This is a genomic window from Methylobacter sp. BlB1 (assembly GCF_015476545.1).
Classification (GTDB): domain Bacteria; phylum Pseudomonadota; class Gammaproteobacteria; order Methylococcales; family Methylomonadaceae; genus Methylobacter.
In genome coordinates this window covers 26,402-50,157 of record NZ_JADMKV010000030.1, presented here as the reverse complement: position 1 = coordinate 50,157, position 23,756 = coordinate 26,402, and the positions used below count along the sequence as shown (strand labels likewise).

Below are 23,756 nucleotides of genomic sequence, written 5' to 3'. Positions count from 1 at the left end.
ATAAGGATGACTGGTTTGGCGGCGTTAGCACAGATGGTCGGACTGGACGCTTACGTACGGCCGGCATAAAGGCCATGTTGGAAAACGAGCTGGTGAAAGCCGGGCATGAAGTCGTAACGGTAAGCTCGGAGGCCCAGCAAAGCGCTAATGCCGGTGTCGGGTATCTTTTTGATCATGACGATGTGGCGGCCAAGCTGGCCAGACAGGCCAGCGCCGACTATATATTGGTCGGGCGTCTGCATAAGCCCAGTTTCCTGTTTGCCTATCTTATGGGGCATTTGGTTCGCGCGCGTGACAGCCAGTTAGTAGGAAACTACATTTCAGAGATTAAAGGCAGCGATAAAAAATTGACCTTAAAAGGCGTGGAGGATCTGGTCGTTAAAATCGACAAAACACTGAAAGCAATAAAACAACCTTGAATACCGAGGAATTTTTTCTATCAAAAAGGCATTTTGTCATACTGAATTATAAGTTTTTGCTAAACTATTCTTTTCAGTAACTATGTGCCATATAGTTTGGCGCTATAACTAAATAATAGCAGGGACAATATGCCGGTTATATTAAAAGAACTTGCCGATTTATGCGGAGCCCGTATCGAAGGGGGAGATGCATCGGCATTAATTCATTCTGCAGCGGATATCATGGCTGCACAAAATGGACAAGTCACACAGCTGACTAACAGTCGATATGCCGGGCATATCAAAAATTCAACGGCTTCCGCTTGTTTTATTGCGGAAGGTTTTGCTGTTGAAAACGTCCCGCCAAGCATGGCGTTATTAGTCTGCGCCGACCCGGAGATCAGCTTTATTAAAGCGGTTGAACTGCTGCATCCAGCCAAGAGTTACCGCCGGCAAATCTCGCCACAGGCTGTGCTTGAAGATAATGTCGCATTAGGCAGTGAGCTGTATATCGGCCCGTATGCCGTGATAGGTAAAAATGCGGTGATCGGAGATGGCAGCGATATCCTGGCTGGCGTCTATATCGGCAAAAACGCAAAAATAGGCAGGAATTGCCGCATTCATCCGTATGCCGTCATTTATGACGATGTGGAAATAGGCGATAATGTCATTATACATTCCGGCGCGATTATCGGTGCCGAGGGGTTCGGTTACAAATTCCGCAATGGCGCTCATGTTAAAGTGCCGCAGGTCGGCAATGTCGTTATCGAAGATAACGTCGAAATCGGCGCCAATACCTGTATCGACAGAGGCGCATTGGGCAGCACGGTTATCGGAATGGGCAGCAAAATTGATAATCTGGTGCAGATAGGGCATAACAATAAAGTCGGTAAGCACGTGATTATGTGCGGTCAAGTCGGTGTATCAGGTTCCTGTACGATTGAAGATTACGCCATTCTGGCCGGCAGTGCAGGCGTTGCGGATCATGTTACGATCGGTCGTGGCGCCATAGTTCTGGCGCGCTCGGGCATAGCCGGCGATGTTAAAGCCGGTGCTCAGGTATTCGGCAGTCCTGCCAAAGATAAGAAAGAAGCCTATAAGGAACAGGTTGCTATCAGCAAGCTGCCTGAGCTATTGAAGAAAGTGAAAGTCCTGGAAGAGAGGCTCAGCCTTCTTGAGAAGGATGAATAGCCGATACGTTTGAGGGAATTTAGCTCGGATATTTTATAAAACCACGAAGAACACGAACGATCTCAGGGCAGATATTTGCTCTTGCAATATCTACATTCACCCCATCCATGTGGTTTATGCGGGAGGTAGAATTGCATTTGAGACAGCAATCCAGAACACGAAGAAAATCAAGGTCTTATTATTTTATTCCTGTCACTTCATGAGTTCATCCGGAAACATGGGCAAACATTTGAATTTCAAAGCTTTCGTACCCTTCGTAGTGAAATATTCAGGTTAGGGGCGAACGAATATTGCCGTTGAGGGCGCTCATTGAGGAGGTTATTCCTCCAGCAATGTCAAAACTTCTGATAGGGATATTTGGAAGAGGAACTGTTATCTAGCTTAATAACAGTTCTGAACATACCCCCTCGCAATATACGAGGGGGTATAGCAGTTATCTTTTACAGATTATTCTGCTTTATTGCTAGTTGCTTTTTTTCTTGCGTCAATTTGCTGGAAAGTTTCTTTTTGAAGCTCAGCTACGGCGCCGCTTTTCAGATGCTCAGTTTCTCTAGATTTGAGCATGACAACTAATACGATAGTTAAAACGATGATTCCGCCGATATACAGCCAGAAATTATCTCTTTGTTGTTCTTCAGCCATTTTTAAATCCTCATATAGTTATTGTAGTAATGATTTTTTGTCCCCTCTCCTCAAAGGGGTAACTCAGTAATTATTTTAATCACCGAATCGATCGTCGAAGTTTTTATAAACGACGGGTTAATTTTTATCACGAGATAAGGTGTTGTGTCAAAACTAAAATAAAATTATCTTGATTGCTGTTTTTTTGAGCTTGCACATTGACCTTTTTTTTTCGTAAATTTCTTAATATTCTATAAATAAGCTATTGATAATAAAAAAATTTATTTTTTTATTCCACAGCGTGCCTGAAAAACTGTTGCAACATATTTTTAGGCATGAGGTGGTGTTTAGTTGACTAAAAACTCACAGTGACGAGGCAGAAGGAAGGTCAGAATGTTTGAAAAAATCGGGGAACTGGGCCATACCTTGAAGAAATCCGATTATGATGAGCAACTGCCTGAGCTACGAAGGCAATTGCTGATAATTCAGCAGAAGCTCCGGCAAATGGACTTTCCTGTCATTATCCTCATATCGGGCGTAGATGGAGGCGGCAAAGGCGAGGCGATCAATTTGCTGAACGAGTGGATGGATCCGCACTATGTGCAAACCAATGCTTTCGATGATCCCAGTGATGAAGAGAAGGAGCGGCCCGAATTCTGGCGATTCTGGCGCACCTTGCCGGCAAAAGGCGCCATCGGCATTTATACCGGTTCCTGGTACAGCGAGCCGTTATCGCGGCGTATCCATCAGGAAATCAACGATGAACAACTGCAGGCTGGGCTCATGCATATTAGACAACTGGAGCAACTGCTGATAGATGATGGCGTTTTGATCATCAAATGCTGGCTGCATCTTGGCCGGGAGGCACAGAAAAAACGTTTGAAAAAACTCGAAAAAAATCCGGAAACCAGTTGGCGGGTAACCAGCCGCGATAAAAAGCATCTGGAAACCTATGACGAGTTTATCAGTGCGGCAGAAAAAGTGCTGTCCGGAACCAGCACCGGCATATCGCCGTGGCTGATCATCGACGGTACGGACAAGCATTACCGCCGCTTAGCGATAGGCCGGCACGTGCTGGACAGCATCAGCAGGCATATTGAACAGAGAGGCGCAGACAGCGGAGGCATCGAAAAGTCAGCCGCACCCTGCGTCATTAACATTGCGCAGCATAATCTGCTTGATACGCTCGACCTGACGCTTAAACTGGAGGAAAAAACCTACCATGAGCAACTGCGTTTTTACCAGGGCAAGCTGAGCAAATTAGCAAGGCTGGCGCGTCAGAAAAAGCGCTCCAGTATATTAGTCTTCGAAGGCTGGGATGCCGGCGGCAAAGGCGGAGTCATCAGGCGCTTAATCCATGCGCTGGATGCGAGGAACTATCGCGTGATTCCTGTTTCCGCACCCACCGATGAAGAACGCTCCCGGCATTATTTGTGGCGATTCTGGCGCCATATTCCAAGGGCCGGCAAAATCACGATTTATGACAGGAGCTGGTACGGGCGCGTACTGGTTGAACGTGTCGAAGGTTTTGCGGCAGAATGTGAATGGCAGCGCGGGTATTCGGAAATCGTCAACTTTGAGGAAGAATTGATGCGTGCCGGCATCATTATCCTGAAATTCTGGCTGCATATCGACAAGGACGAGCAATTGAGACGGTTCCAGTCACGCGAGCAGATCAGCTATAAACAATATAAAATAACCGATGAAGACTACCGCAATCGCGAACAATGGGCCGCATACGAATTGGCCGTCAATGAAATGATTGTCCGGACCAGTACCCAGACAGCGCCCTGGACATTGGTTGAAGGCAATGATAAAAAATACGCCCGCATCAAGGTGCTGAAAAGCTACTGTGAGAGGCTGGAATCGGCTTTGGGCTGAAAAGCTGCCTTTTGAACACAGTTCAAGGTACTTATGACGCTCGTTTAAATCACTGGCTGCATCTGATAGAAAAACACCAACAGGTTTGCGTAAGCCCTGAATGCTAAAAATACCGCTCAGCTTGAAGCTGAATATTCATCTTAAATTCAGGTAAAGGGCTAGATTTCGAGTTAAGAATAACAAAAATCAACCCTCAATTACGGACTGTGCCATGACTCATAATATTCGATTCATTACATTATTATTTATCTGTTCCTCCATAGCCCAAGCCGACGTATTCAAATGCACCGATCCTCAAACCAAGCGAGCCCTGTATCAGGCGAAGCCTTGTGTCGGCGCTGCCGTCGAGCGGCGGATTGAGATGAAAAACCGTAGCGTAGCGGAAGAAGCTGCGGCGGCCGAAAGACTGCGCAATTGGCAGGCTAGGAAGGCGGAGGAAGAAGCGTTGAAAGAGGAAATTGCGAAAGAGCGATGGGAAGCCCACTTAAAAGCCGCTGAAGTTGAAGCCGCTCAACGCAATGTGGCAATCCAGCGGGAGCTGGTACGAACACAACAGAGGCTAGCCGGTGAGATGAGCAGGCGGCCTGTGATTGTTCCGGTCCAGTCTGACTTCAGCCCGGCAAGCGCTGATACGAGGGTAATACAGGTGGACCAAGGCGCTAGGCAAGGGCTTGTGGCGATTCCGGCTCAGCCAGGTCCAGTAAGAGCTGGCACGAACGCAACACGGGCGGGCCGATGGGGCACGACAGGCCGATGAGATAAGCAGATGTACCCATACAGTTCTGGTTCTGTTACCGCTCCTGGCCTTGCCTTCTTGAAAAACAGATCAATTGCCTGTTCCGCAATCCCATAACCGGCTGGCCACATGCCGGTTTTTTGTTCCCAAAACTCGACAATAGTTCGTTGCTGAATAACAGCAATTATACCTGGCACAAGGCAATATCGGGATTACAAACATGAGCTATGGGCACAGCAGTTTTTAGCCGGCAATAAAATCGCGGCAATATCAAAGCATTACGATAAGTACTCATACGAATTTTATCCAACTCTTTTCTGAGTATAAATGAATGTATGCATGTCATGAACCGAGGGAAACATATGGAGTGATGTTCAGCATTCCCTCCCTTCATCTGGAAATTTTTCTAAGCATGAATTTAAGGAGAATATCAATGACACATGAATCCTTACAATTTAACCCATTTAAACCCCTGTTACTGCTGTCCATTGCCTTCCTGCTTGGCGGCTGTGCAGGTAATCCTCCCAACGATAAAATGGCAACTGCACAGCAGTCGTTTAATCAGGCCAATGCAGATGAGGGCGATAGGTATGCTCCGTTAGAAATGCGGGTTGCTCAGGAAAAATTGAGCAAAGCCCATGCGGAAATGCATGATGAGGACTATGAAGAAGCGGCAGCGCTGGCTGACGAGGCAATGATTAATGCCAAGCTGGCTTCCGCGAAAGTGAATGCTGCCAGATCCACGGCAAAGCTGGAAGAGTTAAAGAAAAGCATTAGTTCATTACGCCATGAAATAGGGGCTCAAAGGCAAATGCAATAAATGGAGTAAATAAACCGTCAAGCGACTGTTCTTGAACGTTAGGTAGTTAACCTTGATTAAGGAGTAACACTATGTCAACTAGAAAGTGGAATGCAGCTGCAGTTTATTGTAAGGCGGGAATTCTGATAGGTGCTGTACTCATGCTGGCAGGGTGTGCTACAGAGCCGCATAGAGGGTTAGAGGAGGCAACACAGAATCTGAATCGGGCAAAGCAGGATCCGAAAATAGCCAATAATGCGCAGGTTGCCTTGTATGACGCCGAGCAGACTATTAATAGAGCCCATGAAGCCTGGGAAGAGGATGAAGATGAAGAATATATTGATCATCTGGCTTATATGGCAAACCAGCAAATAAAGATTGCCGAGGCGAACGCCCAGGAAAAGATAAGCAATGATGAGTTCGAGCAGTTAAGCGGTAAGAGTAAGCAAATGCAGTTGGATGCCAGGACAAGAGAGCTTACGGACTTGAAGGCTCAAACCCTCACCTTGGGCGATACGCTCTTTCAGACAGGTCAAGCCGATCTCAAGCCAGAGGCATCGCAGAACCTTTACCGACTGGTATCCTTTTTAAAAGAAAATCCCAATCGCAAGGTCGTCGTTGAAGGGCATACGGACAGTGTCGGCTCAAGCCATAGAAATCAGCGTTTGTCAGAGATGCGCGCTCAATCCGTGGCAAACTTTTTAATTTCCAACGGTGTGGAAAGTTCGCGCATAACTGATGTCGGGTATGGTGAAGAGTACCCTGTTGATACTAATAGCACCTCATCCGGACGTGCAAATAACCGGCGGGTGGAAGTCGTTATCATGAATGAAGGCGAAGAACCCAGACTGAGACGTTGATGATCTGAATGAAATTTACGTTCCTGCACCGGCATAAATGCCGGTGCAAGATGTTTATTGCCTTAAATCCTTAACCACGCGCACGATTTCACTATCGCCGGGAATGGCTTCGATGCTGAAGCCCAGCTTTCTCATCAGCGACAGCATGGGTTTATTGATCGCCAGCACCTCGCCTTCAAAGAAGGACATGCCCTTGTATTTGGCCGCCTGCATCAGCGTTTTCATGATGCGAGTGCCTATGCCCATGCCCTGGCAGTCATCGGAGACCACCAGCGCAAATTCCACGGAATGGCCATCAGGATTCATCATATAACGGCCTACACCCAGCTCGGCCGGCATATTGTCATGCTCGGTGATGGCTACAAAGGCCATTTCGCGGTCGTAATCGATCTGCGTAAAACGCACAATCATTTCCGGTGTCAATTCCTGCAGCGATTGCATGAAACGGAAATACTTGGTGCGCTCCGACAGGCGGTGCACGAAATCCTTTTCCATATCCGCATCTTCGGGACGAATAGGGCGGATGGTAATGTTCATGCCGTTGGGCAACTGATAATGCTGCGTCAATTCATGCGGATAGGGATGGATCGCCATATGCGAGTAGGGCATGAGCTGATGCGAGACTTCGGCCTTGATGCGCGCGTCCACGGCCATGATGCCGTGCTCGTCGACAATCAGCGGATTGATGTCCAGCTCCAGGATTTCTGGCAGTTCGCTGACCATGACCGATATATTCAACAACACATCGATCAGGGCTTTCATGTGGGCCGGCGGCAACTGGCGGAAAGCCTGCAAATATTTGGCCGCCTTGGTTTTGGCGATTAAATGCTCGACCATGTAGGCATTGAGCGGCGGCAGCGCGACGGCGGAATCCCGCACGATCTCAACCATGGTCCCGCCCAGGCCGAAACTGATGGCAGGGCCGAATACCGGGTCCCTGACCACACCTATCATCAGTTCGCGGCCGCTGGGTGAGCGGAACATGGGTTCGACCGTCATGCCGACTTCTGTAATCTCAGGATATTTGCGCTTGATGGCCGATTCCATTTCCGTGAAATTGCGGGAAACCTCCAGTGCACTGTTGATATTCAGCCTGACGCCGCCAATATCGGACTTGTGGCTGAATTCGGCCATGTTGACTTTCAACACCACCGGAAACCGCAGCGTTTCAGCAGCAATCATGGCATCCTTGGCGCTGGCTACCTTGATGGTCTGCGTGACCGGAATATGGAAGGCCGCCAGTATCGCTTTCGACTCCTGCGTCGTCAAAACCTGACGGCCTTCCGACAACACGCGCTCGATAATCAGCCGTGCGCCGATCACATCGGGATGCGCCAGTTCATCCGAAGGCGAAGGGATTTGCTTGAGCAGAATTTGGTTGCGGTTATAGGTCGCCAAAAACGAAAAGGCATCGACCGCAACTTCCGGCGTGTTGAAATGGGCGATTTTACTGTTACCGAACAGGTTCCGGCCTTCCTGCACGCGCGCGCCGCCCGTCCATGAAGCCAGCACCGGCTTCTGGCTGGACTTGGCGCCTTCGATAATATATTGGGCGACCTGCGTCGGATTCGTCATGGCCTGCGGCGTCAGAATGACCAGCACGCCGTCGATGTTCTTGTCTTTCAGGCAGATGTCCAGCGCCTGCTTATAACGTTCGGGCGTGGCATCGCCGAGAATGTCGATAGGGTTGGCATGCGACCAGTGCGCCGGCAGCGCCGCGTTCAATGCTTCCAGGCTTTCCGGACCCAGCTCGGCCATCTTGATGCCGACATCCTCGGCGCGGTCGGTGCTCATGACGCCAGGTCCGCCGGCATTGGTGATGATCGCCAGCCGATCCTGGCGAACTATGTAATTATTGGCCAACACGCGCGCCGCCGAGAACAGTTCGGCGATGCCGTAAACCCTGACGACGCCTGCCCGCTCAATGGCCGCATCAAAAACATTATCGCCGCCGACCAACGCGCCGGTATGCGACATGGCCGCCTTGCTGCCCGCCTCATGACGGCCGGATTTGATCAGGACTACCGGCTTCAGGCGCGCGGCGGCTTTCAGGCCGCTTAAAAAGCGGCGGGCATCGCGTATGCCTTCCACATACATCAGAATGCCGGTCGTTTTGGCGTCCATGGCCAGATAATCCAGCACCTCGCCGAAGTCGACGTCAGCGGCTGCACCCATCGAAACTACCGTGGAAAAACCGATAGCCTGGGATTTGGCCCAGTCCAGAATAGCCGTGCAGACGGCGCCCGACTGCGACAGCAGCGCCAGCCGGCCGTCTTTGACCGGTCCCTCGCCGAAGGTCGCGTTCAGATGGCCGCTGGGCCGGACGATGCCCAGGCAGTTCGGCCCTACGATGCGGATGCCGTAACGGTGCGCGATATCGAGCACTTCCTGTTGCAGTCGCTTGCCCTCAGTGCCCAGTTCACCGAACCCTGCTGTTATGATGATGACCGAGGTGACGCCTTTTTCGCCGCATTGGCGCATGATGTCCGGCACAGCGGCGGCCGGTACTGCAATCACGACTAGATCCAGATCTTCGGGAACGGCGATCAGATCCGGATAGGCTTTTAAACCCAGCACCGTTTCGCGTTTGTTGTTGACCGGATACAGTCCGCCTTCAAAGCCCGCCTCCTGCATATTGAGCAGCAGGCGGTAGCCGACGCTGTTCTCGCGTTCGGATGCGCCCACGATAGCCGCTGTCTTGGGCGTGAAAAAAGGGCTTAGATAGTGAGGTCCCATACCTGCTCCGGCGATAAGATGAAAATAACCGAAATGTTACCATTTTGCGCGCCCGGCCCAATCAAATTTTGCCGGCAGGGGTTTAGGGGAGGCTAAAAATGGTACACTGGCCTTTTTGATTGAATGATGGGTATGTTGACGCGTTTGATAGCAAAGTTATTTATGGCCGCACTGTGCGGTCTTGTGATGTCCGGGACCGTATTTGCGCATGCCGGCGAGCATCACAGCCAGAACTGTTTTGCCGATGTAGGCGATGCCCGGCTTCGGCTGAGCGGCTACCAGTTTCAGCCGGGGCTGGAGAACGAGCATTTTTGCCGTGTTTTTCCTGAGCTCGGGCAGATCATTATCGCGGTCGAACCGCTGCAAGAAGGCCTGGAAAACAGGCAGATCGCGCTGGAATTGCTAGAGCTGTCTTCATGGACCGACTGGCTTTTAAATGCCGAAAAGGCTTTTGCGGTCATCAAGCAACAGCCCGCCAAACAATTCGGGGCAGGGCTTGTTTCGATTCAACAAACCATCGAGCAACGCGGCGTTTATGCCTTGAAAGTGATCATGCAGGACGATGCGGGCCATCTTCGGCATCAGTATTTTGTATTTTTAGTGGGCATTCCGGTCAAGAAAATATTGGCAGTTCTAGCTGGTTTTTTATTGCTGGGGTTGGGATTTGCCTGGAGCCGGAAAATAGCGGCCAAAGGAGAAAGGGCGGCTTAAGTCGCCCCCATAGATAGGTCAGTGCAGTGTAAGGTCGAATTCATTCGCGCTGCTTGTCTATCTCGATTTTATCCCAGGTCGAATGAATTCGATCCTACAACTGCGCAACATCAGTTAATCAATAGCAAGGCGCGATAACGCTCCAGATCTGTTACCGTATCAAGATCCCATTGCTCCTTCAGTTCGTGATGAAGAAGATGCAGTCGATTGATGCGGGCGCGGGTTTGCGCCAATACCCCCGATGTGCTCCAGGCCATGTCAGTAAACAATTGCGGGCAGGGCCGGTTCAGGCCTATCATGACATAGCCGCCGTCTTCGGCGGGCGCCAGAACCAGGTCATGGTCTTCGCGCAATGCGGTGATGGCTTCTTCCAGATCGGTTTCGTTCAATGACGGACAATCGCAGCCTATCAGCAGGGCGTGCGGGTAATCAGCCAGCGCCGCTTCAAAGGCCAGATGCATGCGTTCGCCCAGATCGGCGCCCTGTTGCTGTTTTAGCTCCAGGTGATAAATAGCCGCCAAGGCAGTGAAGAATTCATGATCGATCGATGGCGCGCACCAAAGCTGCACCGGGCATAGCCGGCTTTGCGCCGCCAGCTTCAGCGTTCTTTGGCTGAGCTCAACATGAAGGTCGGCCGCCTGTTCGGCGGTCAATGCCGGTATCAGGCGCGTTTTGACTTGGCCCGGAATCGGCGCCTTGCAGAAGATCATCAATACGGTATCCGGGTATTTGTAAATCATAGGATTAACCGCGTTTCAGCGGCTTGAATGGCAACAGCAACAGGCGCGAGAAACTCAAATCCTTCGGGCGACGGTAGGCGTTCAGACCAATCGGCATGGTCGTTTGCCCGAATCTGGGGTCGGGCGTATAGGTTTTGCAGAGCCTGTCCCACCAAGAAATGGAAAAGCCGTAATTGCTGTCCGTTTCAACAGGGACGGTGGAATGATGCACGCGGTGCATGTCGGGCGTAATGATCAGCCAGCGCAGTTTCCTGTCGATGGCCGGCGGAATGTAGACATTGCTGTGGTTGAACGTTGCCGCCCCGTTCAGGATGATCTCAAAGGCGACTACGGTCATGGGATGGGCGCCGATCAGATAAATGCAGGCCACTTTGTAAAGCATCGACAGCATGATTTCCAGCGGATGGAAGCGCACGGCCGTGGTCGCGTCAAATTCCAGATCGGTATGATGGATCTGGTGCAGGCGCCAGAGCGGCGGCCATTTATGCGTAAGAATGTGCTGGCAATAGAGCGCGAAATCGAGAAACAGCAGCGTGACGATGCTCGACAGCCAGACCGGCGCGCGCCACTGGTTCAGAAGCCCCCAGGAACTGTCGGCGGCATGGACTGCGCTCAGATAGGCAATGCCGCCCAGCGTCAGGCTCATGATCATCATGTTGAACAGGGCCAGTCCCAGATTGACGGACCAGCGCTGCCGCAGGCTGATATTCAGCCCTCTTCGAGGGCTGATGCGCTCCCAGCCGATCATGGTTAAAAAGATGCCGATCGATGCCGACAGGCGAATCAGGGCTTCCATAAGTGTCCTCCGCTGTAAAGCCGGGCCAGTGTTTTCGGGTCGGCGCCGAAAAAGTAACGCAGGCGCAGGCTCCACATGAACAGTATGGTTTTGTACAGGCCGAATTGCAACCAGCGCCGGCCCGAGCTGTTTACCTTGGCTTTCAGGCATAATGGCGGGCTGATTTTGTTTAACGCCTTGCAGAGGGCGATGTCCTCCATCAGGCTGATGTCGGGATAGCCACCGACTGCCGTGAACGCTTCATGTGTGACAAAGATCGCCTGATCGCCCGTGGCGATGCCGGTCAGCCGGGAGCGCCAGTTCATCATTTGTGAGATGACTTTGAGCATGAAATGATCACCGCTCAAGCGAATGTCAAAGCGTCCCCAGGGCGCGGGCCTGTTGATCTGTTCCCGAATCAGTTGAATGGCATTGTCGGGCAGGAAAGTATCGGCATGCAAAAACAGCAGCACTTCGCCCGTTGCCTGTCTGGCGCCGGCGTTCATTTGCCGGGCGCGGCCTTTGGGTGCGCTTATGACCTGATCGGCCAGCGGTTCGGCAATAGCGGGAGTGCCATCGGTGCTGCCGCCGTCGACGACAATAAGCTCGCAGTCATTGCGCAAAGGTTGCAGGGCCGATAAACAGCCCTGGATGTTTTGTGCCTCATTCAGCGCCGGGATGATGATCGAAAACTTCATGGCAGTCGCTAGTACAGTGTACGGTGGTTAATGTTAACAATATCATGCGATTGAAAACAGGGTATGTGCTGTGTCGGGTAGTGCAGTCGGACGGGGCATGTTGCCCCGTTCGAATGTTTTGCGATGATTAAGTTCGGCCATTTAGCTCAGGCATTGCAGAAACGTCGGAGACGGAGTTACAAACTCTGTCCCGCTTGAGAGTGGGAGCGATGCCCGCATCGCGATTTAAATTGCCCGGACAATCGCGATGTGGGCATCGCTCCCACCCTAGTTATTCGAATCGAAAACAAGCCTTTAGGTACGCATTGCGTACCTTGCCAGAGCTGCAATCCATTACAACGGCTCAAACAAAGCCGTCAGGTCGTCGGCAGTCAGTTGCAGCGATTCTTCGCCGCCGCCTTTGTAAATGCCTTCGGCCAGCTGGCGCTTTTTTTCCTGCATGACCAGGATTTTTTCTTCGACCGTATTTTCCGTGATCAGTTTGTAGACGAACACGGGTTTATCCTGGCCAATCCGGTAGGCGCGGTCGGCGGCCTGCGTTTCGGCGGCCGGATTCCACCACGGATCATAAATGATCACGCTGTCGGCTTCGGTCAGGTTTAGGCCGACACCGCCGGCTTTCAGGCTGATCAGGAACACGTTCACGGCGCCGCTTTTAAACCGCTCGATGGCTTCCTCGCGCTTGCGCGTCTGGCCGGTCAGTTTGCTGTAGGCAATAGCGCGCGCGTTCAGTTCATCTTCAATCAGGGCGATCATGCTGGTGAACTGCGAGAACACCAGTATGCGCCGGCCTTCTTCCAGCTGTTCGGGCAGAATCTCCATCAGCAGGTCGAGCTTGGCCGACTGCTTGACTTTTTGCGCACTTTCCAGCGGCAGCGTGCGCGGGTCGCAGCAGGTCTGGCGCAGCTTCAGCAGGGCATCGAGAATAGTGATATGGCTGCGCGACAGGCCGCGCAGGGCGATCGCGTCGCGGACTTTCTTCTCCATGGTCAGGCGGATGCTTTCGTACAGCGCCGCCTGTTTTTCGCCCAAAGGCACGGAACGGATGATTTCGGTCTTGGGCGGCAGTTCGGTCACGACATCGTGCTTGGTGCGGCGCAGCATGAACGGCGCGATGCGCTGCGTCAGCCGGGTGCGTTGCTGGCTGTCGCCGTGGACTTCGATCGGCGTGCGATACAATTTTTTAAAGATGACATTGCTGCCCAGAAAGCCCGGCATCAGGAAATCGAATTGCGCCCAGAGTTCGCCCAGATGGTTTTCCATCGGCGTGCCGGTCAGGCACAGGCGGTATTGTGCCTTGATTTCGCGGACTATCCGAGCGGCTTTGGCCGAAGGATTTTTGACGACCTGGGCCTCGTCCAGAATCAGGTAGTAATAGTCCCGTTCGAGCAGCGCCTGCTCATCGCGGGGCAGCAGCGGATACGTGGTCAGGATCAGGTCGTAATTGCCGATCTCGTCGAAATATTGCTTGCGGTCGGAGCCTTGCAGGGTCAACACTTTCAGGTCGGGCGCGAAGCGTTCGGCTTCGCGCCGCCAGTTGCCCATCAGGCTGGTCGGCGCAATGATCAGGCAGGGCGCCGTCATGCGGCCGCTCTGTTTTTCCAGCAGCAGATGGGCGAGCGCCTGCACGGTCTTGCCGAGCCCCATGTCATCGGCCAGAATGCCGCCAAACCGGTACTCACGCAGGAATTGCAGCCAGTTAAGTCCGTGCCTCTGGTAATTGCGCAGCTCCGCTTTCAGACCTGCGGGCGGGGCAACATTCTCGATGCCGGCAAAGTTCTTCAGCTTCTGGCCCAGCTCGCGCAGCGCTTCACCGCCGGACAGCCTGAACAGGCCGTAGTTGTGCATTTCCATGTCGACGAGGCTGCCGGCATTGAAGCGCGACAGCCGGAGCGCACCGTCGTTGGCCAGCGCGCTGTTGCTGTTGAACAGTTCGATCAGAATCGCCAGGAACGGCTTGATTTTCTCGGACGGCAAGGTCAGATAACGATGATCGCCGATATGCAGGTTGAGCCGTTCGGGCAGGTCTTCCAGATCGTAATATTCCAGAACCGGCATGATCAGCGGCAGCAAAGGCAACGACTGGCCGTCGATGTCGACGTTAAAGCGCATTTCAAACCAGTCATAGGGGCTTTCGCTGATCTCGACATCCCAAGTCTGTGCGGCCTGGAAATGAAGCCTGAAGCTCTCGTCCGTGTCGATGAACCAGCCTTCCTGTTCAAGTTCGGGCAATACATTGAGCAGAAAGTCGCCCCAATGGGCCGCGATGTCCAGCGGGGATTTGGCGCGGCTGAAGAACACTCTCTCGCGCGGATGCGCGACGCCGGCATCGCCAAACCCCAGTTCAGCCAGTCGATCGAAGGCCAGCTGTTCGGCGGCCGTATCGCGCTGGATGCGCAGGAATTTCCGGTTGGCCTTTACCACGCTGTAGGGCTCATGGGCCAATGCCGGCAGCGCCCATTGGCCGTAAACGAATTCCAGAACCATGAAATGTACGTAATGGTCATCGATGGGCCGGCCCTGCAATGTCAACCGGGGCGTAGGCGTAAGGTCATTCACCTCGATCAATTCGATTTTTTTCGGCGGCGGCAGCGGCAGGCCGGGGTGTTCAACGATCAGCCGCTCGCTGAATGCTTCGACGTGCTCGGGCGGCACCTGCGGGGCCGATAAAACCTTCTTGAGCTGGTCGGCGCTCAAGTTGTGCGTATCAACGGTGCCTATGCTACCCAGTTCGGTGTCCAGATAATAAGGCGGATCGGTCAGTATCAACAAGGCTTCAGGCTCGACGGCGACTTCCAACTGGCAGGCGCCGTCCTGTTGCTGTTTCCAGTCCAGGCTTAATTCCCGCGCGTCGGCTGCTTTCAGAGGCGATGACTGTTCAAAGTCCCGCCAGTACAGACGCCCTGTCCGCGCCAGCTTCGACAAGGCGATCGAACCTGCGGCGCCTCTGATCGGCGGCTCGCCGATATGGGCATTGCTCAGCGCGAACAGCAAGGTGGTAATTTCAACATCTTCCGGCTGAATGGCCGGCATATGCATATAGCTGTAGCGCAGATTGTTCAGTGTGGTTTGCCTGCCTTTGCTCAAGCCCCCGGTCTTTTTTTCCTTCGTGAGGTAAAATTCCATCATGAATTCATAGGGCTGTCTGCCGGGCTTCAGGACATAAGCGATAAATTCCTGATGGGCATCGTGCTGGGGCGCTTGCTCCGGTTTATCAAGGCCGGCAAGCCAGTCCAGGCAGCTCGAGTCCACGGCCGGAGGGGCTGTTTGAATGGAGTCTTGATACATCAGGCAGACCGCCGCCACATGTTTGCAGTTATAGCCGACCGGACAGGAGCAGTCGCCTTCAATCGTCGCGGCGCTGTAGTCAGGGCGCCAGACGATGCGGATATTCTGGTTATACGGGGTCTTTACGCTGCCTTTGACAGACGAATTGATCTGTACGAAGAGAGCGCCTTCGCTGCTGATACTCAGCTTAACCACCTGGCCTTTCAAATAATAATTGCGGCCGCGCTCGTAAGAACTCTCGCTGCATGCGTGGCGTATAGCGGAAAGGGACAGTTGTTTAGGGTTGTTCATGAATCATGGCCCATTGACTGCGGGCGGAAGAATAATACGGAAAAGCTGTGCACTATAGGGAAGGCGAGGGGGGTTATGCAAGTCTGTTTTTATTTGGGCTGGTGGATTTAAGCATAATTGATCGAGGAGCGGGTGCTTGTTTTATGGATGAAGAATGGCTGCCGGCATCTAGGTATCGCATGAAGCAGGGGAACAGCTTGATGTTGCTTAGAAACGGGGACTCAATAACATCAGGGCTTTTAGTTGCAAATTAAGGATTCGCTAAAAAATAACTTCCGATATTTCTTCAGGTTAAGGCTCTTTCTGGCCCCAATTGCCGTCCCGTGGAAGCGATGCCTACATCGCGATTTAAAATCGCCCGGCAAGTCGCGATGTGGGCATCGCTCCCGCCGCGGTTGCCCGTCTTTATTGAATCGCTTGGGTCTTTGCTTCAATGATGGCCTGAATCTCGGCGGCCTCCAGGGTTTCTTTCTCCAGCAGAGCCCCGGCCAGTGCCTCCAGTTGTGGGCGATGCGTTTTCAGCAACTCTGACACCTTTTCTTCAATGTCGCTGATCAGCGCATGGATCTCATCATCGATGATCTGCGCGGTATGTTCGCTGAAATCCTTCTGCTGGGTCATTTCCCGGCCCAGAAAAATATGTTCCTCGCCCCGGCGGAATGCGACCGGGCCGATCTTCTCGCTCATGCCCCAATGCGACACCATGTGACGGGCCAGTCGGGTAGCCTGCTTGAGGTCTTCCTCGGCGCCGGAGCTGAATTCGCCGAAAATCAGCTTTTCGGAAACCCGGCCGCCCAGCATCACGCCGATGCGGTCGCGCAGGTAACTTTCCGACAGATTGTGCCGTTCCTCGCCGGGAATCTGTTCGGTCGCGCCTAAGGCTTGCCCGCGCGGGATGATGGTCACTTTGTCTAGGGGATCGGTGTTGGGCAGCAGGCAGGCTGTCACCGCATGCCCCGCCTCGTGATAGGCGATCAGTTTTTTCTCTTTGTCTTCGATGACCATTTCGCGTATGCCGCCGAGTACGACCTTGTCCCGCGCATTCAGTAGCGTTGCCATATCGACCTGTTCCTTGTCTTCACGCCCGGTCATTAAGGCGGCTTCGTTAGTCATGTTTTCGAGATCCGCGCCGGAGAACCCTGCCGTGAGCGCCGCCAGCCGGGTCAGATCCACGTTTTTTGCTAATGGCACGGCTTTGGTGTGAATTTTCATAATCTGGACGCGCGCCTTTTTGTCCGGCAGATCCAGGGTAATTTTGCGGTCGAAGCGGCCGGGCCGAAGCAGCGCGGGGTCGAGCACATCGGGGCGGTTCGTGGCGGCCAGCACGACCACCGTTTCATGGGCCTCGAAGCCGTCCATTTCGCCCAGTATCTGGTTCAGAGTCTGTTCCCGTTCGTCATGTCCCCCGCCGAGTCCGGTGCCGCGCGCCCGGCCTACCGAGTCGATCTCATCGATAAAGATGATGGACGGGGCTTCCTTTTTGGCGCTCTCGAACATGTCACGCACGCGGGAAGCGCCGACGCCGACGAACATTTCGATAAATTCGGAGCCGCTGATGCTGAAGAACGACGCCTCGGCCTCGCCGGCCACCGCTTTGGCCAGCAGGGTCTTGCCTGTGCCCGGCGGCCCCATGAGCAGAATGCCGCGGGGGATATTGGCGCCCAGCTTCCGGTAGCGCTCCGGATTCTTGAGGTAGCTGGTGATTTCCTGCAAATCGCGCTTGGCGTTCTCCAGGCCGGCGACATCGTCGAACGTTACATGGGATTCCCCTTGCTGAAAGCGCTTGGCCTTGGATTTGCCGAAGCCGAAAATGCCATTTTCCGCACCCATACGTTCCTGCATCCTGCGGCTGGAATACCAGAACACGCCGAAGATCAACAGCCAGGGAAGCAGGCCGATCAAGGCCCGTCCCCACCAATTAGCCTGTTCGGACTTGGCGATCATTTCCACGCCGTGTTTTTCAAGCAAGGGGATGAGCTCCGGATCGTCTATCGGCGGCAGCGTAGTTGTGAAGCGGTTAGGCGCCTGTTGTTTGTTGGGCGCGCTCTCGGTGCCGCTTTGGCGTAAGATGCCATAGACCTGATCGCCCTCCAATGTCACCTGCGCGACTTCATCGGCGCGCACCTTGCTTTTAAAGTCCGTATAAGAGAGCGTTGATGAGTGCTGGATTTGCCCGAGGCCGGCCCAATACCACGAAAACACCAGCACTACCAAGAGCCACAAAAGAAAGTGCCATCCGGCCGGCTGTTGCGGCTGGCTTTGCGGTCGCGAGATCTTGTCTGCGGGCTTTTTGTCTGCCATATCGTCCGGTCCGTTATTATTGCTTGTTGGATGGCGCATATTTCGCTTGATGTCACGTTTTTGAACGCGCATTGGCATATTTAATTCCAGCCTCGGTTTTTGCCGGAAGTTTGCCAATCAGGGTTAGGACGTTTTTTTCCGTTTTTTAGGCAGCCAGGACTTGCCGCTCGACCACCAGGGGCTGGACGGATGGCACAGGCGGAAATAATTCGAGGCTTTTATGGCATCGGAGATGGCTTCATCGACCGGATCTCTGACCGAGGCAGTGCAGCTGTTGATCACGACAGCCTCGGTCTCCTTCAGGCAGTCGCGGAGCCGTTTGACGAAATGGCGCTTGCCGATGACCGGATTGTCCCAGCATTTCATAAAGACTTCGGTGCGGTATTTTTGCGGCGGCTTGCCCAGCGAACACTGATGCTGGACAGCATTCATCAGAATCAGGTCGAACGGCTGCTGTGCGGAAAAGTTCTGAACATTGAGGTTCTTGGTTGCGTAAGCCAGAAAAACGCGGATGTTTTCGCCGGTAATGCCGTTGGCGGGACCGATAGGGGCTTTGGTCAGCTTGTTGAACTCATCCTTGTGCGGGCTTTCCAGAACAATGATGAGTCGCGGGCCGGTTGACTGGCTCAGGTGCTCGGGCAGATCGAGCCTTTGGGTGAAATTGTTTTCATTTTGCGGGTTTTCATAGCTAAAGCCCTGTCCGGGACCTTGATAAATGGCCGTGCCTACGTATTGATCAAGGCAGGGCAAGGTGGCAACGGTTTTATAATCATAGACAATCGTGCTGATTATCCGTTTGAATTCTTCTTCGTGGTCGCTCATGTTGCCTCCTTAAATAGGGATGGGGCCTTTGCTCAACCGGCAAAGTCGATATTTTGTTTCTGCACTGCATTAGACAATAAAAACCAATAAGAAGCTGATGTTGCGCAGTTATAGTGTGTTTATCGTTTGTCCAGGGTACGCAATGCGTACCCTGGACTAAAGGGCTTAGCTCAACGCGCCGGCGCAGCTGCTGCCTTGCCCGGCTGTGCAGCCGTAACAATGCTGGCCTACGGTAATGGGCGAGCCGGCCAGAGGGCGGCAGTTTAAATCGCTCAGGCGGGTTTTGCCGTCCGGGTTTGCGCCTAGCGGCAGTTGCAGCATCTGGTTGAAGTCGCAATCGTAGACATAGCCTTGCCAGTCTACGCTCAAGGTATTGCGGCACATGACGCTGTCCAGGTTTTCTGAGCGGTAGCTATCCTTGAGCAGCTGCATGTAACTGTTAAGCCGGCCTTTTCTGGCGAGTGCAGTGCCAAAGCGCTGGATGGGCATGTTGGTCAGGGTGAACAGTTTGTTGAAGACGATGCCGTAGTCTTCGCTGAGGTGTTTTTTATAGGCCTGTTCCAGCGACTGCTGTTCAGGCGGCAGGCTCGCATCTTGGGGGTTATAGACCAGATTGAGCTGAAGGCCGCTGTCCGGTTGGCCGTAGCCGAAACGGTTCAGTTTTTTCAGCGCCGCCAGGCTGGACATGAACGTGCCTTTGCCGCGTTGTTTGTCGACATTATTCTGCAGGTAGCAAGGCAGCGAAGCCGTAATGACAACCTGGTTGTCGGCAAGAAACAAGGCCAGGTCTTCGAAACCGTATTCCTGCAGGATGACCAGATTGCAGCGGTCGATCACGGTAACGTTCATGGCCCGCACCTGCTTGACCAGATATTTGAAATGCGGATTCATCTCCGGCGCGCCGCCGGTCAGGTCGAGCGTGCGGATGTTTTCTTTTTCAATAAAGTTCAGAACCTGGTCTATAGTGGCCTTATCCATCGATTCGGTGCGCTTGGGCCCGGCGTTGACATGGCAATGCGTGCAACTCAGGTTGCATCGATAGCCCAGATTAACCTGCAGTATTTCCAGCGTGTTTCTGGTAATGGCAGGAAAGTCAGTCTGTTCCATGTGCGGTAAGGGTTTGTGCATGGTGTTCATTCTTTGCTGAAATAAATGTCGCCGTAATAGGCCGTTGCTTTGCCCTGAGCATTGTCGGTATCGGTCATGATGGCAACGGCATCAATATATTGGATGTCTTCGCCGAACTGTTGTTTCAGGTCGGCAAGGATATTGCGTTTTTCGGTATGCCAGACGCCTGTTCGATCATCGGCCGATCTGAGCGCGATCATGACGGCATGGTCGCCGGCAAACGCATTGGGCCAGATTCTACCCTTAGGCGACGTACTTGCCCAGACATAATTAATGGCTCTGGTTCGCCAGAACGCCAAACCGCCGCTGATGACGACATAAACACGCGCGGCATAATCGTCGCCGGATTTTTCCTGTTCATTGATGTTTCCGAGCCGGTTCTCGATGCGCCAGCGCCAGTTCATGAATGGTGTTTTCCGGAGATCGATGCGCTGCTCTTTGAACAGCCCCGAAGCGCTGCCGTCGCTGACCGCTTTCAAGGCTTTCGTTCCATCAGTTTCAGCCAGCCGGTACTCAGTTTGGCCTTTGAATGCCTTGCTTTGCCATTGCGCCAGCGAGCCGGCGGAAAAATCGCCGACCATGAGCTTTTCATAATCTTGCGCCGCCGCAGGGGATGAGAACAGCAAGGCCAGGCAGGCTGAAAGTTTACCGGCGCCGCACATGCTTTGTAGCAGTTTCATAAGTAATCCGATACCGCGCATTAACGATTGGCATAAGAAAAAATCATGCGTCTGCATGCGCAATATACGTTCTCTGCTGTAGCTATTCCCATAAAATGTCATGCGGCAGCGCCTCCAACAACATAATTTTAAAAAAATTGAACTTTCTATAAAAAAAATTCAATCCAGAGCTAGTTTATTTTTTTTGTTTCTATATAATACGCGCTTCACAATCGTTATCGATGCCTCGGTGGCGAAATTGGTAGACGCAAGGGACTTAAAATCCCTCGGTGGTAACACCGTGCCGGTTCGACTCCGGCCCGAGGCACCATAATCAGATAAAGGGCTTGCAGTGTACTGTACAGCTCTTTTTTTATGTCCGACAATTAATGCGATTAGTTTTGAATGAATGAATGTGGTTTTTCGTCTAATTCAAGCTTGGTAATCAGATTTTGTTTGGCTTCAGGTTAAATATTTCTCCACAAATTCCAGACATGCCCTGAAAAATGCGCTCAGGGAGCTTGTTAGACAATATTTGCCTAACCTTATTCTTTACCTAGAACTGATGACGAATAGTGGGACATAAAGCATGATGAGATTTGGCGCAGGTGCTTTAATCGGATATCTGCCCGTCATTTTGATAAATACGATTAACAGCTTTTGCCAATCCAATTTAGGTAGAAATCCACTGATGCTTAGACTCACTATGATGTTTAAACGATGAAGAAAACATTGCTAGCATTGCTTTTGGCATTATTCTCCATCAATGTCTGGGGGGAATGTTATGACGAAAACAAGGATGATCGGGCCAATTTTATCGCCTGCAAGAAAGAGGCAGAGCAAGGGAACAGCGACGCGCAGTTTAATGTCGGTATTATGTATGACAATGGGCAGGGCACCGATCAGGATTTCGTTCAAGCGCTCAAATGGTACATCAAAGCCGCGCAACAGAATAACGCCAGCGCACAGTTCAATTTAGGCTTGCTGTACGCCGAAGGTCACGGTGCGGATCAGGATTACGTTCAAGCACTGAAGTGGTATACCAAAGCGGCGGAACAAAATCTCGCCGAGGCGCAGTTAAATTTGGGCACCCTGTATGCCAATGGACAAGGTACGCCGCAGGATTATGCGCAGGCTTACAACTGGTATGTCAAATCGGCCGAGCAAGGCAATGCCGGCGCACAGTTCAATTTGGGCAACATGTATGCCAACGGGCAGGGCACTCCCCAAAATTACTCTCAGGCCATCGAATGGTATCTGAAAGCGGCGGAACAAGGGAATAGCGGTGCGCAATTCAATTTAGGCACCATGTATGCCAACGGACAAGGCAGGCAACAGGATTACGCGCAGGCCATCATGTGGTATACAAAAGCGGCGGAGCAAGGGAACGTTGATGCGCTGTTTAATCTGGGCAATATGTATTTCAGCGGCGAAGGCGTTCCTCAGGATTATGTTAAAGCCCATATGTTTTTTAATATCGCCGGTGCCAACGGTGATGAGCCGGCGCAAAGAAACCGGGATATCGTGGCTGAGAAAATGACACCCGCACAAATAAGCGAAGCCCAGAGACTGGCGTCGGAATGGATGAGAGAGCATTAAGAGTTTGGGTTACTGCCCAGCTTTTTGATTCTTTTTTGCTATAATTCGGGATCGACATTTTAGGCAAAGCAGGCTGATGAGTTCCCCGCGTTATATAAATCCAGCTAATTTAGTGGCTGTTGAGCTACCTATGAGTCTTCAATTATCATGGCTAATTGATGAAGAAATCGATAACGGCATGATATCCGAATGATGGCAGTACGACCGACAACCTCCCGTTTCCTATTTATCGTTATTGGCCGGATAAGTCCGTCTGCATTTGAGAATAAACGCAAAGGATTGGCCAATGTCCTCTGATCCGGCTATTAGCGTCAAAAATCTGGGCAAGCGTTATCAGCTCTATGCGCGGCCAAGCGATCGCCTGAAGCAGCTGTTGTTCCGCGGCAAACGCCAGTATTTTCGGGAATTCTCAGCCCTGCAGGACATCAGTTTCGACGTGATGCCAGGCGAAGTGGTGGGCATCATCGGCCGTAATGGCTCGGGCAAGTCCACGCTGCTGCAAATGATCTGCGGCACGTTGACGCCGACTACCGGTGAGGTTTCAGTCAGAGGGCGCGTGGCGGCGCTTCTGGAGCTGGGCGCCGGTTTCAATCCGGAATTCACCGGGCGCGAGAATATATTCATGAGCGCCACTATCCTGGGCCTGTCGCAAAAGGAAATTCAGGATCGCCTGGAGGAGATCATCGATTTTTCCGGCATCCGCGATTTTATTGACCAGCCCGTCAAGACTTACTCCAGCGGCATGTACGTGCGGCTAGCCTTTGCGGTGGCCACCAGCGTCGACCCCGATATTCTGGTCGTAGACGAGGCCTTGTCGGTTGGCGACGGCGCTTTTGCCCGCAAATCCTTCGACCGTATTCGTACTATGAAGAAAGCGGGCAAGACTATATTATTCTGTTCGCATTCCTTGTATCAGGTGGAAGCTTTTTGCGACAGAGTGTTGTGGCTAAATCAAGGCGAGCTCATGCAGATGGGTGAGCCGCAGGATGTGGTGCAGCGTTATAGTGTCTTTTTACTTGACGGCGAGGATGTCAAGTTTGCTACGCCGATGATGGAAAGCCCACAATTGGCCTCGGCACCACGAGGCTATGCTCGCTTTACTCATGTAGAAGTCAGGCTAGGCGGTACGACGGATCGAGTGCTGCGAGGCCGTGCCGGCGAAAACGATCTATCCATTCGCTTACAATTTGAATCCGATCCTCAACTGCCCGCACCCACTCTCGGCGTGTACCTTAATTACGGCTCACTGGTGACCTTGACCAGTGTGGTAAGTCGCTCCGAAAACGTGCTGATCGAACGGGGCAAGCGTGGCAGAGGCGAAGCGACTATTGACTTCCCCTCTCTACCTTTGCGCAAAGGAGAATATTACGTGCACGTCTATCTTGGCTGCGAGGATGCCATACATATCTATGACAGTGTGCAAGCCGCAGCCACTCTGTACATTGAAGATTCCTTGCCGGAGCCAGGCCTGGTGAATTTAGCGCATCACTGGCATACGCAGGCTATCGACTAAACTCCTACT

General features: G+C 52.5%; 19 protein-coding genes and 1 tRNA gene. 10 read left to right on the top strand and 10 right to left on the bottom strand.

Features of this window, described 5'->3' with window-relative positions; genetic code table 11:
* Together IT781_RS12715 and lpxD are read left to right on the top strand one after the other, a co-directional pair.
* On the top strand, positions 1–419 hold a 419-nt coding region (locus IT781_RS12715), incomplete at its 5' end, for a DUF2380 domain-containing protein (protein WP_194970535.1).
* 129 nt (positions 420–548) lie between these two features.
* Complete coding sequence (gene lpxD / locus IT781_RS12710) at positions 549–1,589, top strand: UDP-3-O-(3-hydroxymyristoyl)glucosamine N-acyltransferase (RefSeq protein ID WP_194970534.1); 1,041 nt, start codon at positions 549–551, stop codon at positions 1,587–1,589.
* Between the two features lie 447 nt (positions 1,590–2,036).
* On the opposite strand, the gene IT781_RS12705 is transcribed toward lpxD, so the two are convergent.
* A complete protein-coding gene (locus tag IT781_RS12705; protein ID WP_194970533.1) occupies positions 2,037–2,231 on the bottom strand; it encodes a hypothetical protein in 195 nt (64 codons plus the stop codon).
* A gap of 372 nt (positions 2,232–2,603) precedes the next feature.
* Here IT781_RS12705 and pap point away from each other — a divergent pair, with 372 nt between their 5' ends.
* From pap to IT781_RS12685, 4 genes are all read left to right on the top strand, one after another.
* Complete coding sequence (pap, locus tag IT781_RS12700; RefSeq protein ID WP_194970532.1) at positions 2,604–4,091, top strand: polyphosphate:AMP phosphotransferase; 1,488 nt, start codon at positions 2,604–2,606, stop codon at positions 4,089–4,091.
* Between the two features lie 211 nt (positions 4,092–4,302).
* Positions 4,303–4,848 (top strand): hypothetical protein, encoded by a 546-nt coding sequence (locus IT781_RS12695; protein ID WP_194970531.1) that lies wholly within the window; start codon positions 4,303–4,305, stop codon positions 4,846–4,848.
* A 412-nt stretch (positions 4,849–5,260) separates the two neighbouring features.
* Complete coding sequence (locus IT781_RS12690; protein WP_194970530.1) at positions 5,261–5,647, top strand: DUF4398 domain-containing protein; 387 nt, start codon at positions 5,261–5,263, stop codon at positions 5,645–5,647.
* Between the two features lie 71 nt (positions 5,648–5,718).
* Positions 5,719–6,486, top strand: a complete 768-nt coding sequence (locus tag IT781_RS12685; RefSeq protein WP_305076257.1) for an OmpA family protein — start codon at positions 5,719–5,721, stop codon at positions 6,484–6,486.
* A 54-nt stretch (positions 6,487–6,540) separates the two neighbouring features.
* On the opposite strand, the gene IT781_RS12680 is transcribed toward IT781_RS12685, so the two are convergent.
* Positions 6,541–9,222, bottom strand: coding sequence for a bifunctional acetate--CoA ligase family protein/GNAT family N-acetyltransferase (locus tag IT781_RS12680; protein ID WP_194970529.1), 2,682 nt, complete (start codon positions 9,220–9,222; stop codon positions 6,541–6,543).
* 162 nt (positions 9,223–9,384) lie between these two features.
* Between IT781_RS12680 and IT781_RS12675 the strand changes: the two genes are divergently transcribed.
* A complete protein-coding gene (locus IT781_RS12675) occupies positions 9,385–9,933 on the top strand; it encodes a hypothetical protein (protein ID WP_194970528.1) in 549 nt (182 codons plus the stop codon).
* 110 nt (positions 9,934–10,043) lie between these two features.
* On the opposite strand, the gene IT781_RS12670 is transcribed toward IT781_RS12675, so the two are convergent.
* From IT781_RS12670 to IT781_RS12635, 8 genes are all read right to left on the bottom strand, one after another.
* Positions 10,044–10,673: a TIGR04282 family arsenosugar biosynthesis glycosyltransferase gene (locus IT781_RS12670; protein WP_194970527.1), complete on the bottom strand. Its 630-nt coding sequence runs from the start codon at positions 10,671–10,673 to the stop codon at positions 10,044–10,046.
* A gap of 4 nt (positions 10,674–10,677) precedes the next feature.
* On the bottom strand, positions 10,678–11,469 hold the full coding sequence (locus IT781_RS12665; RefSeq protein ID WP_194970526.1) for a sterol desaturase family protein: 792 nt from the start codon (positions 11,467–11,469) through the stop codon (positions 10,678–10,680).
* Positions 11,457–12,146, bottom strand: a complete 690-nt coding sequence (locus IT781_RS12660; RefSeq protein WP_194970525.1) for a TIGR04283 family arsenosugar biosynthesis glycosyltransferase — start codon at positions 12,144–12,146, stop codon at positions 11,457–11,459. Before IT781_RS12660 ends, IT781_RS12665 begins: the two co-directional genes overlap by 13 nt.
* 333 nt (positions 12,147–12,479) lie before the next feature.
* Positions 12,480–15,725: an SNF2-related protein gene (locus tag IT781_RS12655; RefSeq protein WP_194970524.1), complete on the bottom strand. Its 3,246-nt coding sequence runs from the start codon at positions 15,723–15,725 to the stop codon at positions 12,480–12,482.
* Between the two features lie 405 nt (positions 15,726–16,130).
* Positions 16,131–18,026 carry an ATP-dependent zinc metalloprotease FtsH gene (gene ftsH / locus IT781_RS12650; RefSeq protein WP_194970523.1) on the bottom strand — a complete coding sequence of 632 codons (1,896 nt, stop codon included), beginning with the start codon at positions 18,024–18,026 and terminating at the stop codon, positions 16,131–16,133.
* A gap of 123 nt (positions 18,027–18,149) precedes the next feature.
* On the bottom strand, positions 18,150–18,848 hold the full coding sequence (locus IT781_RS12645) for a hypothetical protein (RefSeq protein WP_194970522.1): 699 nt from the start codon (positions 18,846–18,848) through the stop codon (positions 18,150–18,152).
* A 165-nt stretch (positions 18,849–19,013) separates the two neighbouring features.
* A complete protein-coding gene (gene arsS / locus IT781_RS12640; RefSeq protein ID WP_194970521.1) occupies positions 19,014–19,976 on the bottom strand; it encodes an arsenosugar biosynthesis radical SAM (seleno)protein ArsS in 963 nt (320 codons plus the stop codon).
* A gap of 5 nt (positions 19,977–19,981) precedes the next feature.
* Positions 19,982–20,656, bottom strand: coding sequence for a DUF3047 domain-containing protein (locus IT781_RS12635; protein WP_228779126.1), 675 nt, complete (start codon positions 20,654–20,656; stop codon positions 19,982–19,984).
* Positions 20,657–20,879: 223 nt separating this feature from the next.
* On the opposite strand from IT781_RS12635, the gene IT781_RS12630 reads away from it, so the two are divergent.
* The 3 genes from IT781_RS12630 to IT781_RS12620 all read left to right on the top strand — a co-directional run bounded on the left by IT781_RS12630 (position 20,880) and on the right by IT781_RS12620 (position 23,747).
* Positions 20,880–20,966: transfer RNA gene (locus tag IT781_RS12630), tRNA-Leu, on the top strand.
* Positions 20,967–21,355: 389 nt separating this feature from the next.
* Entirely contained in the window at positions 21,356–22,234 is an 879-nt protein-coding gene (locus IT781_RS12625) for a tetratricopeptide repeat protein (RefSeq protein WP_194970520.1), read from the top strand.
* 286 nt (positions 22,235–22,520) lie between these two features.
* Positions 22,521–23,747, top strand: coding sequence for an ABC transporter ATP-binding protein (locus tag IT781_RS12620; protein WP_194970519.1), 1,227 nt, complete (start codon positions 22,521–22,523; stop codon positions 23,745–23,747).
* The last annotated feature ends 9 nt before the right edge of the window (positions 23,748–23,756 follow it).

Excerpts from the sequence above, each read along its gene's own strand:
- IT781_RS12680 (WP_194970529.1), bottom strand. The coding sequence starts at position 9,222 with ATGGGACCTCACTATCTAAGCCCTTTTTTCACGCCCAAGACAGCGGCT.
- pap (WP_194970532.1), top strand. The coding sequence starts at position 2,604 with ATGTTTGAAAAAATCGGGGAACTGGGCCATACCTTGAAGAAATCCGAT.
- IT781_RS12695 (WP_194970531.1), top strand. The coding sequence starts at position 4,303 with ATGACTCATAATATTCGATTCATTACATTATTATTTATCTGTTCCTCC.
- IT781_RS12705 (WP_194970533.1), bottom strand. The coding sequence starts at position 2,231 with ATGGCTGAAGAACAACAAAGAGATAATTTCTGGCTGTATATCGGCGGA.
- IT781_RS12690 (WP_194970530.1), top strand. The coding sequence starts at position 5,261 with ATGACACATGAATCCTTACAATTTAACCCATTTAAACCCCTGTTACTG.
- arsS (WP_194970521.1), bottom strand. The coding sequence starts at position 19,976 with ATGCACAAACCCTTACCGCACATGGAACAGACTGACTTTCCTGCCATT.
- IT781_RS12635 (WP_228779126.1), bottom strand. The coding sequence starts at position 20,656 with ATGAAACTGCTACAAAGCATGTGCGGCGCCGGTAAACTTTCAGCCTGC.
- IT781_RS12655 (WP_194970524.1), bottom strand. The coding sequence starts at position 15,725 with ATGAACAACCCTAAACAACTGTCCCTTTCCGCTATACGCCACGCATGC.
- IT781_RS12645 (WP_194970522.1), bottom strand. The coding sequence starts at position 18,848 with ATGAGCGACCACGAAGAAGAATTCAAACGGATAATCAGCACGATTGTC.
- IT781_RS12620 (WP_194970519.1), top strand. The coding sequence starts at position 22,521 with ATGTCCTCTGATCCGGCTATTAGCGTCAAAAATCTGGGCAAGCGTTAT.
- IT781_RS12660 (WP_194970525.1), bottom strand. The coding sequence starts at position 12,146 with ATGAAGTTTTCGATCATCATCCCGGCGCTGAATGAGGCACAAAACATC.
- IT781_RS12665 (WP_194970526.1), bottom strand. The coding sequence starts at position 11,469 with ATGGAAGCCCTGATTCGCCTGTCGGCATCGATCGGCATCTTTTTAACC.
- IT781_RS12675 (WP_194970528.1), top strand. The coding sequence starts at position 9,385 with ATGGCCGCACTGTGCGGTCTTGTGATGTCCGGGACCGTATTTGCGCAT.
- lpxD (WP_194970534.1), top strand. The coding sequence starts at position 549 with ATGCCGGTTATATTAAAAGAACTTGCCGATTTATGCGGAGCCCGTATC.
- IT781_RS12670 (WP_194970527.1), bottom strand. The coding sequence starts at position 10,673 with ATGATTTACAAATACCCGGATACCGTATTGATGATCTTCTGCAAGGCG.
- IT781_RS12685 (WP_305076257.1), top strand. The coding sequence starts at position 5,719 with ATGTCAACTAGAAAGTGGAATGCAGCTGCAGTTTATTGTAAGGCGGGA.
- ftsH (WP_194970523.1), bottom strand. The coding sequence starts at position 18,026 with ATGGCAGACAAAAAGCCCGCAGACAAGATCTCGCGACCGCAAAGCCAG.
- IT781_RS12625 (WP_194970520.1), top strand. The coding sequence starts at position 21,356 with ATGAAGAAAACATTGCTAGCATTGCTTTTGGCATTATTCTCCATCAAT.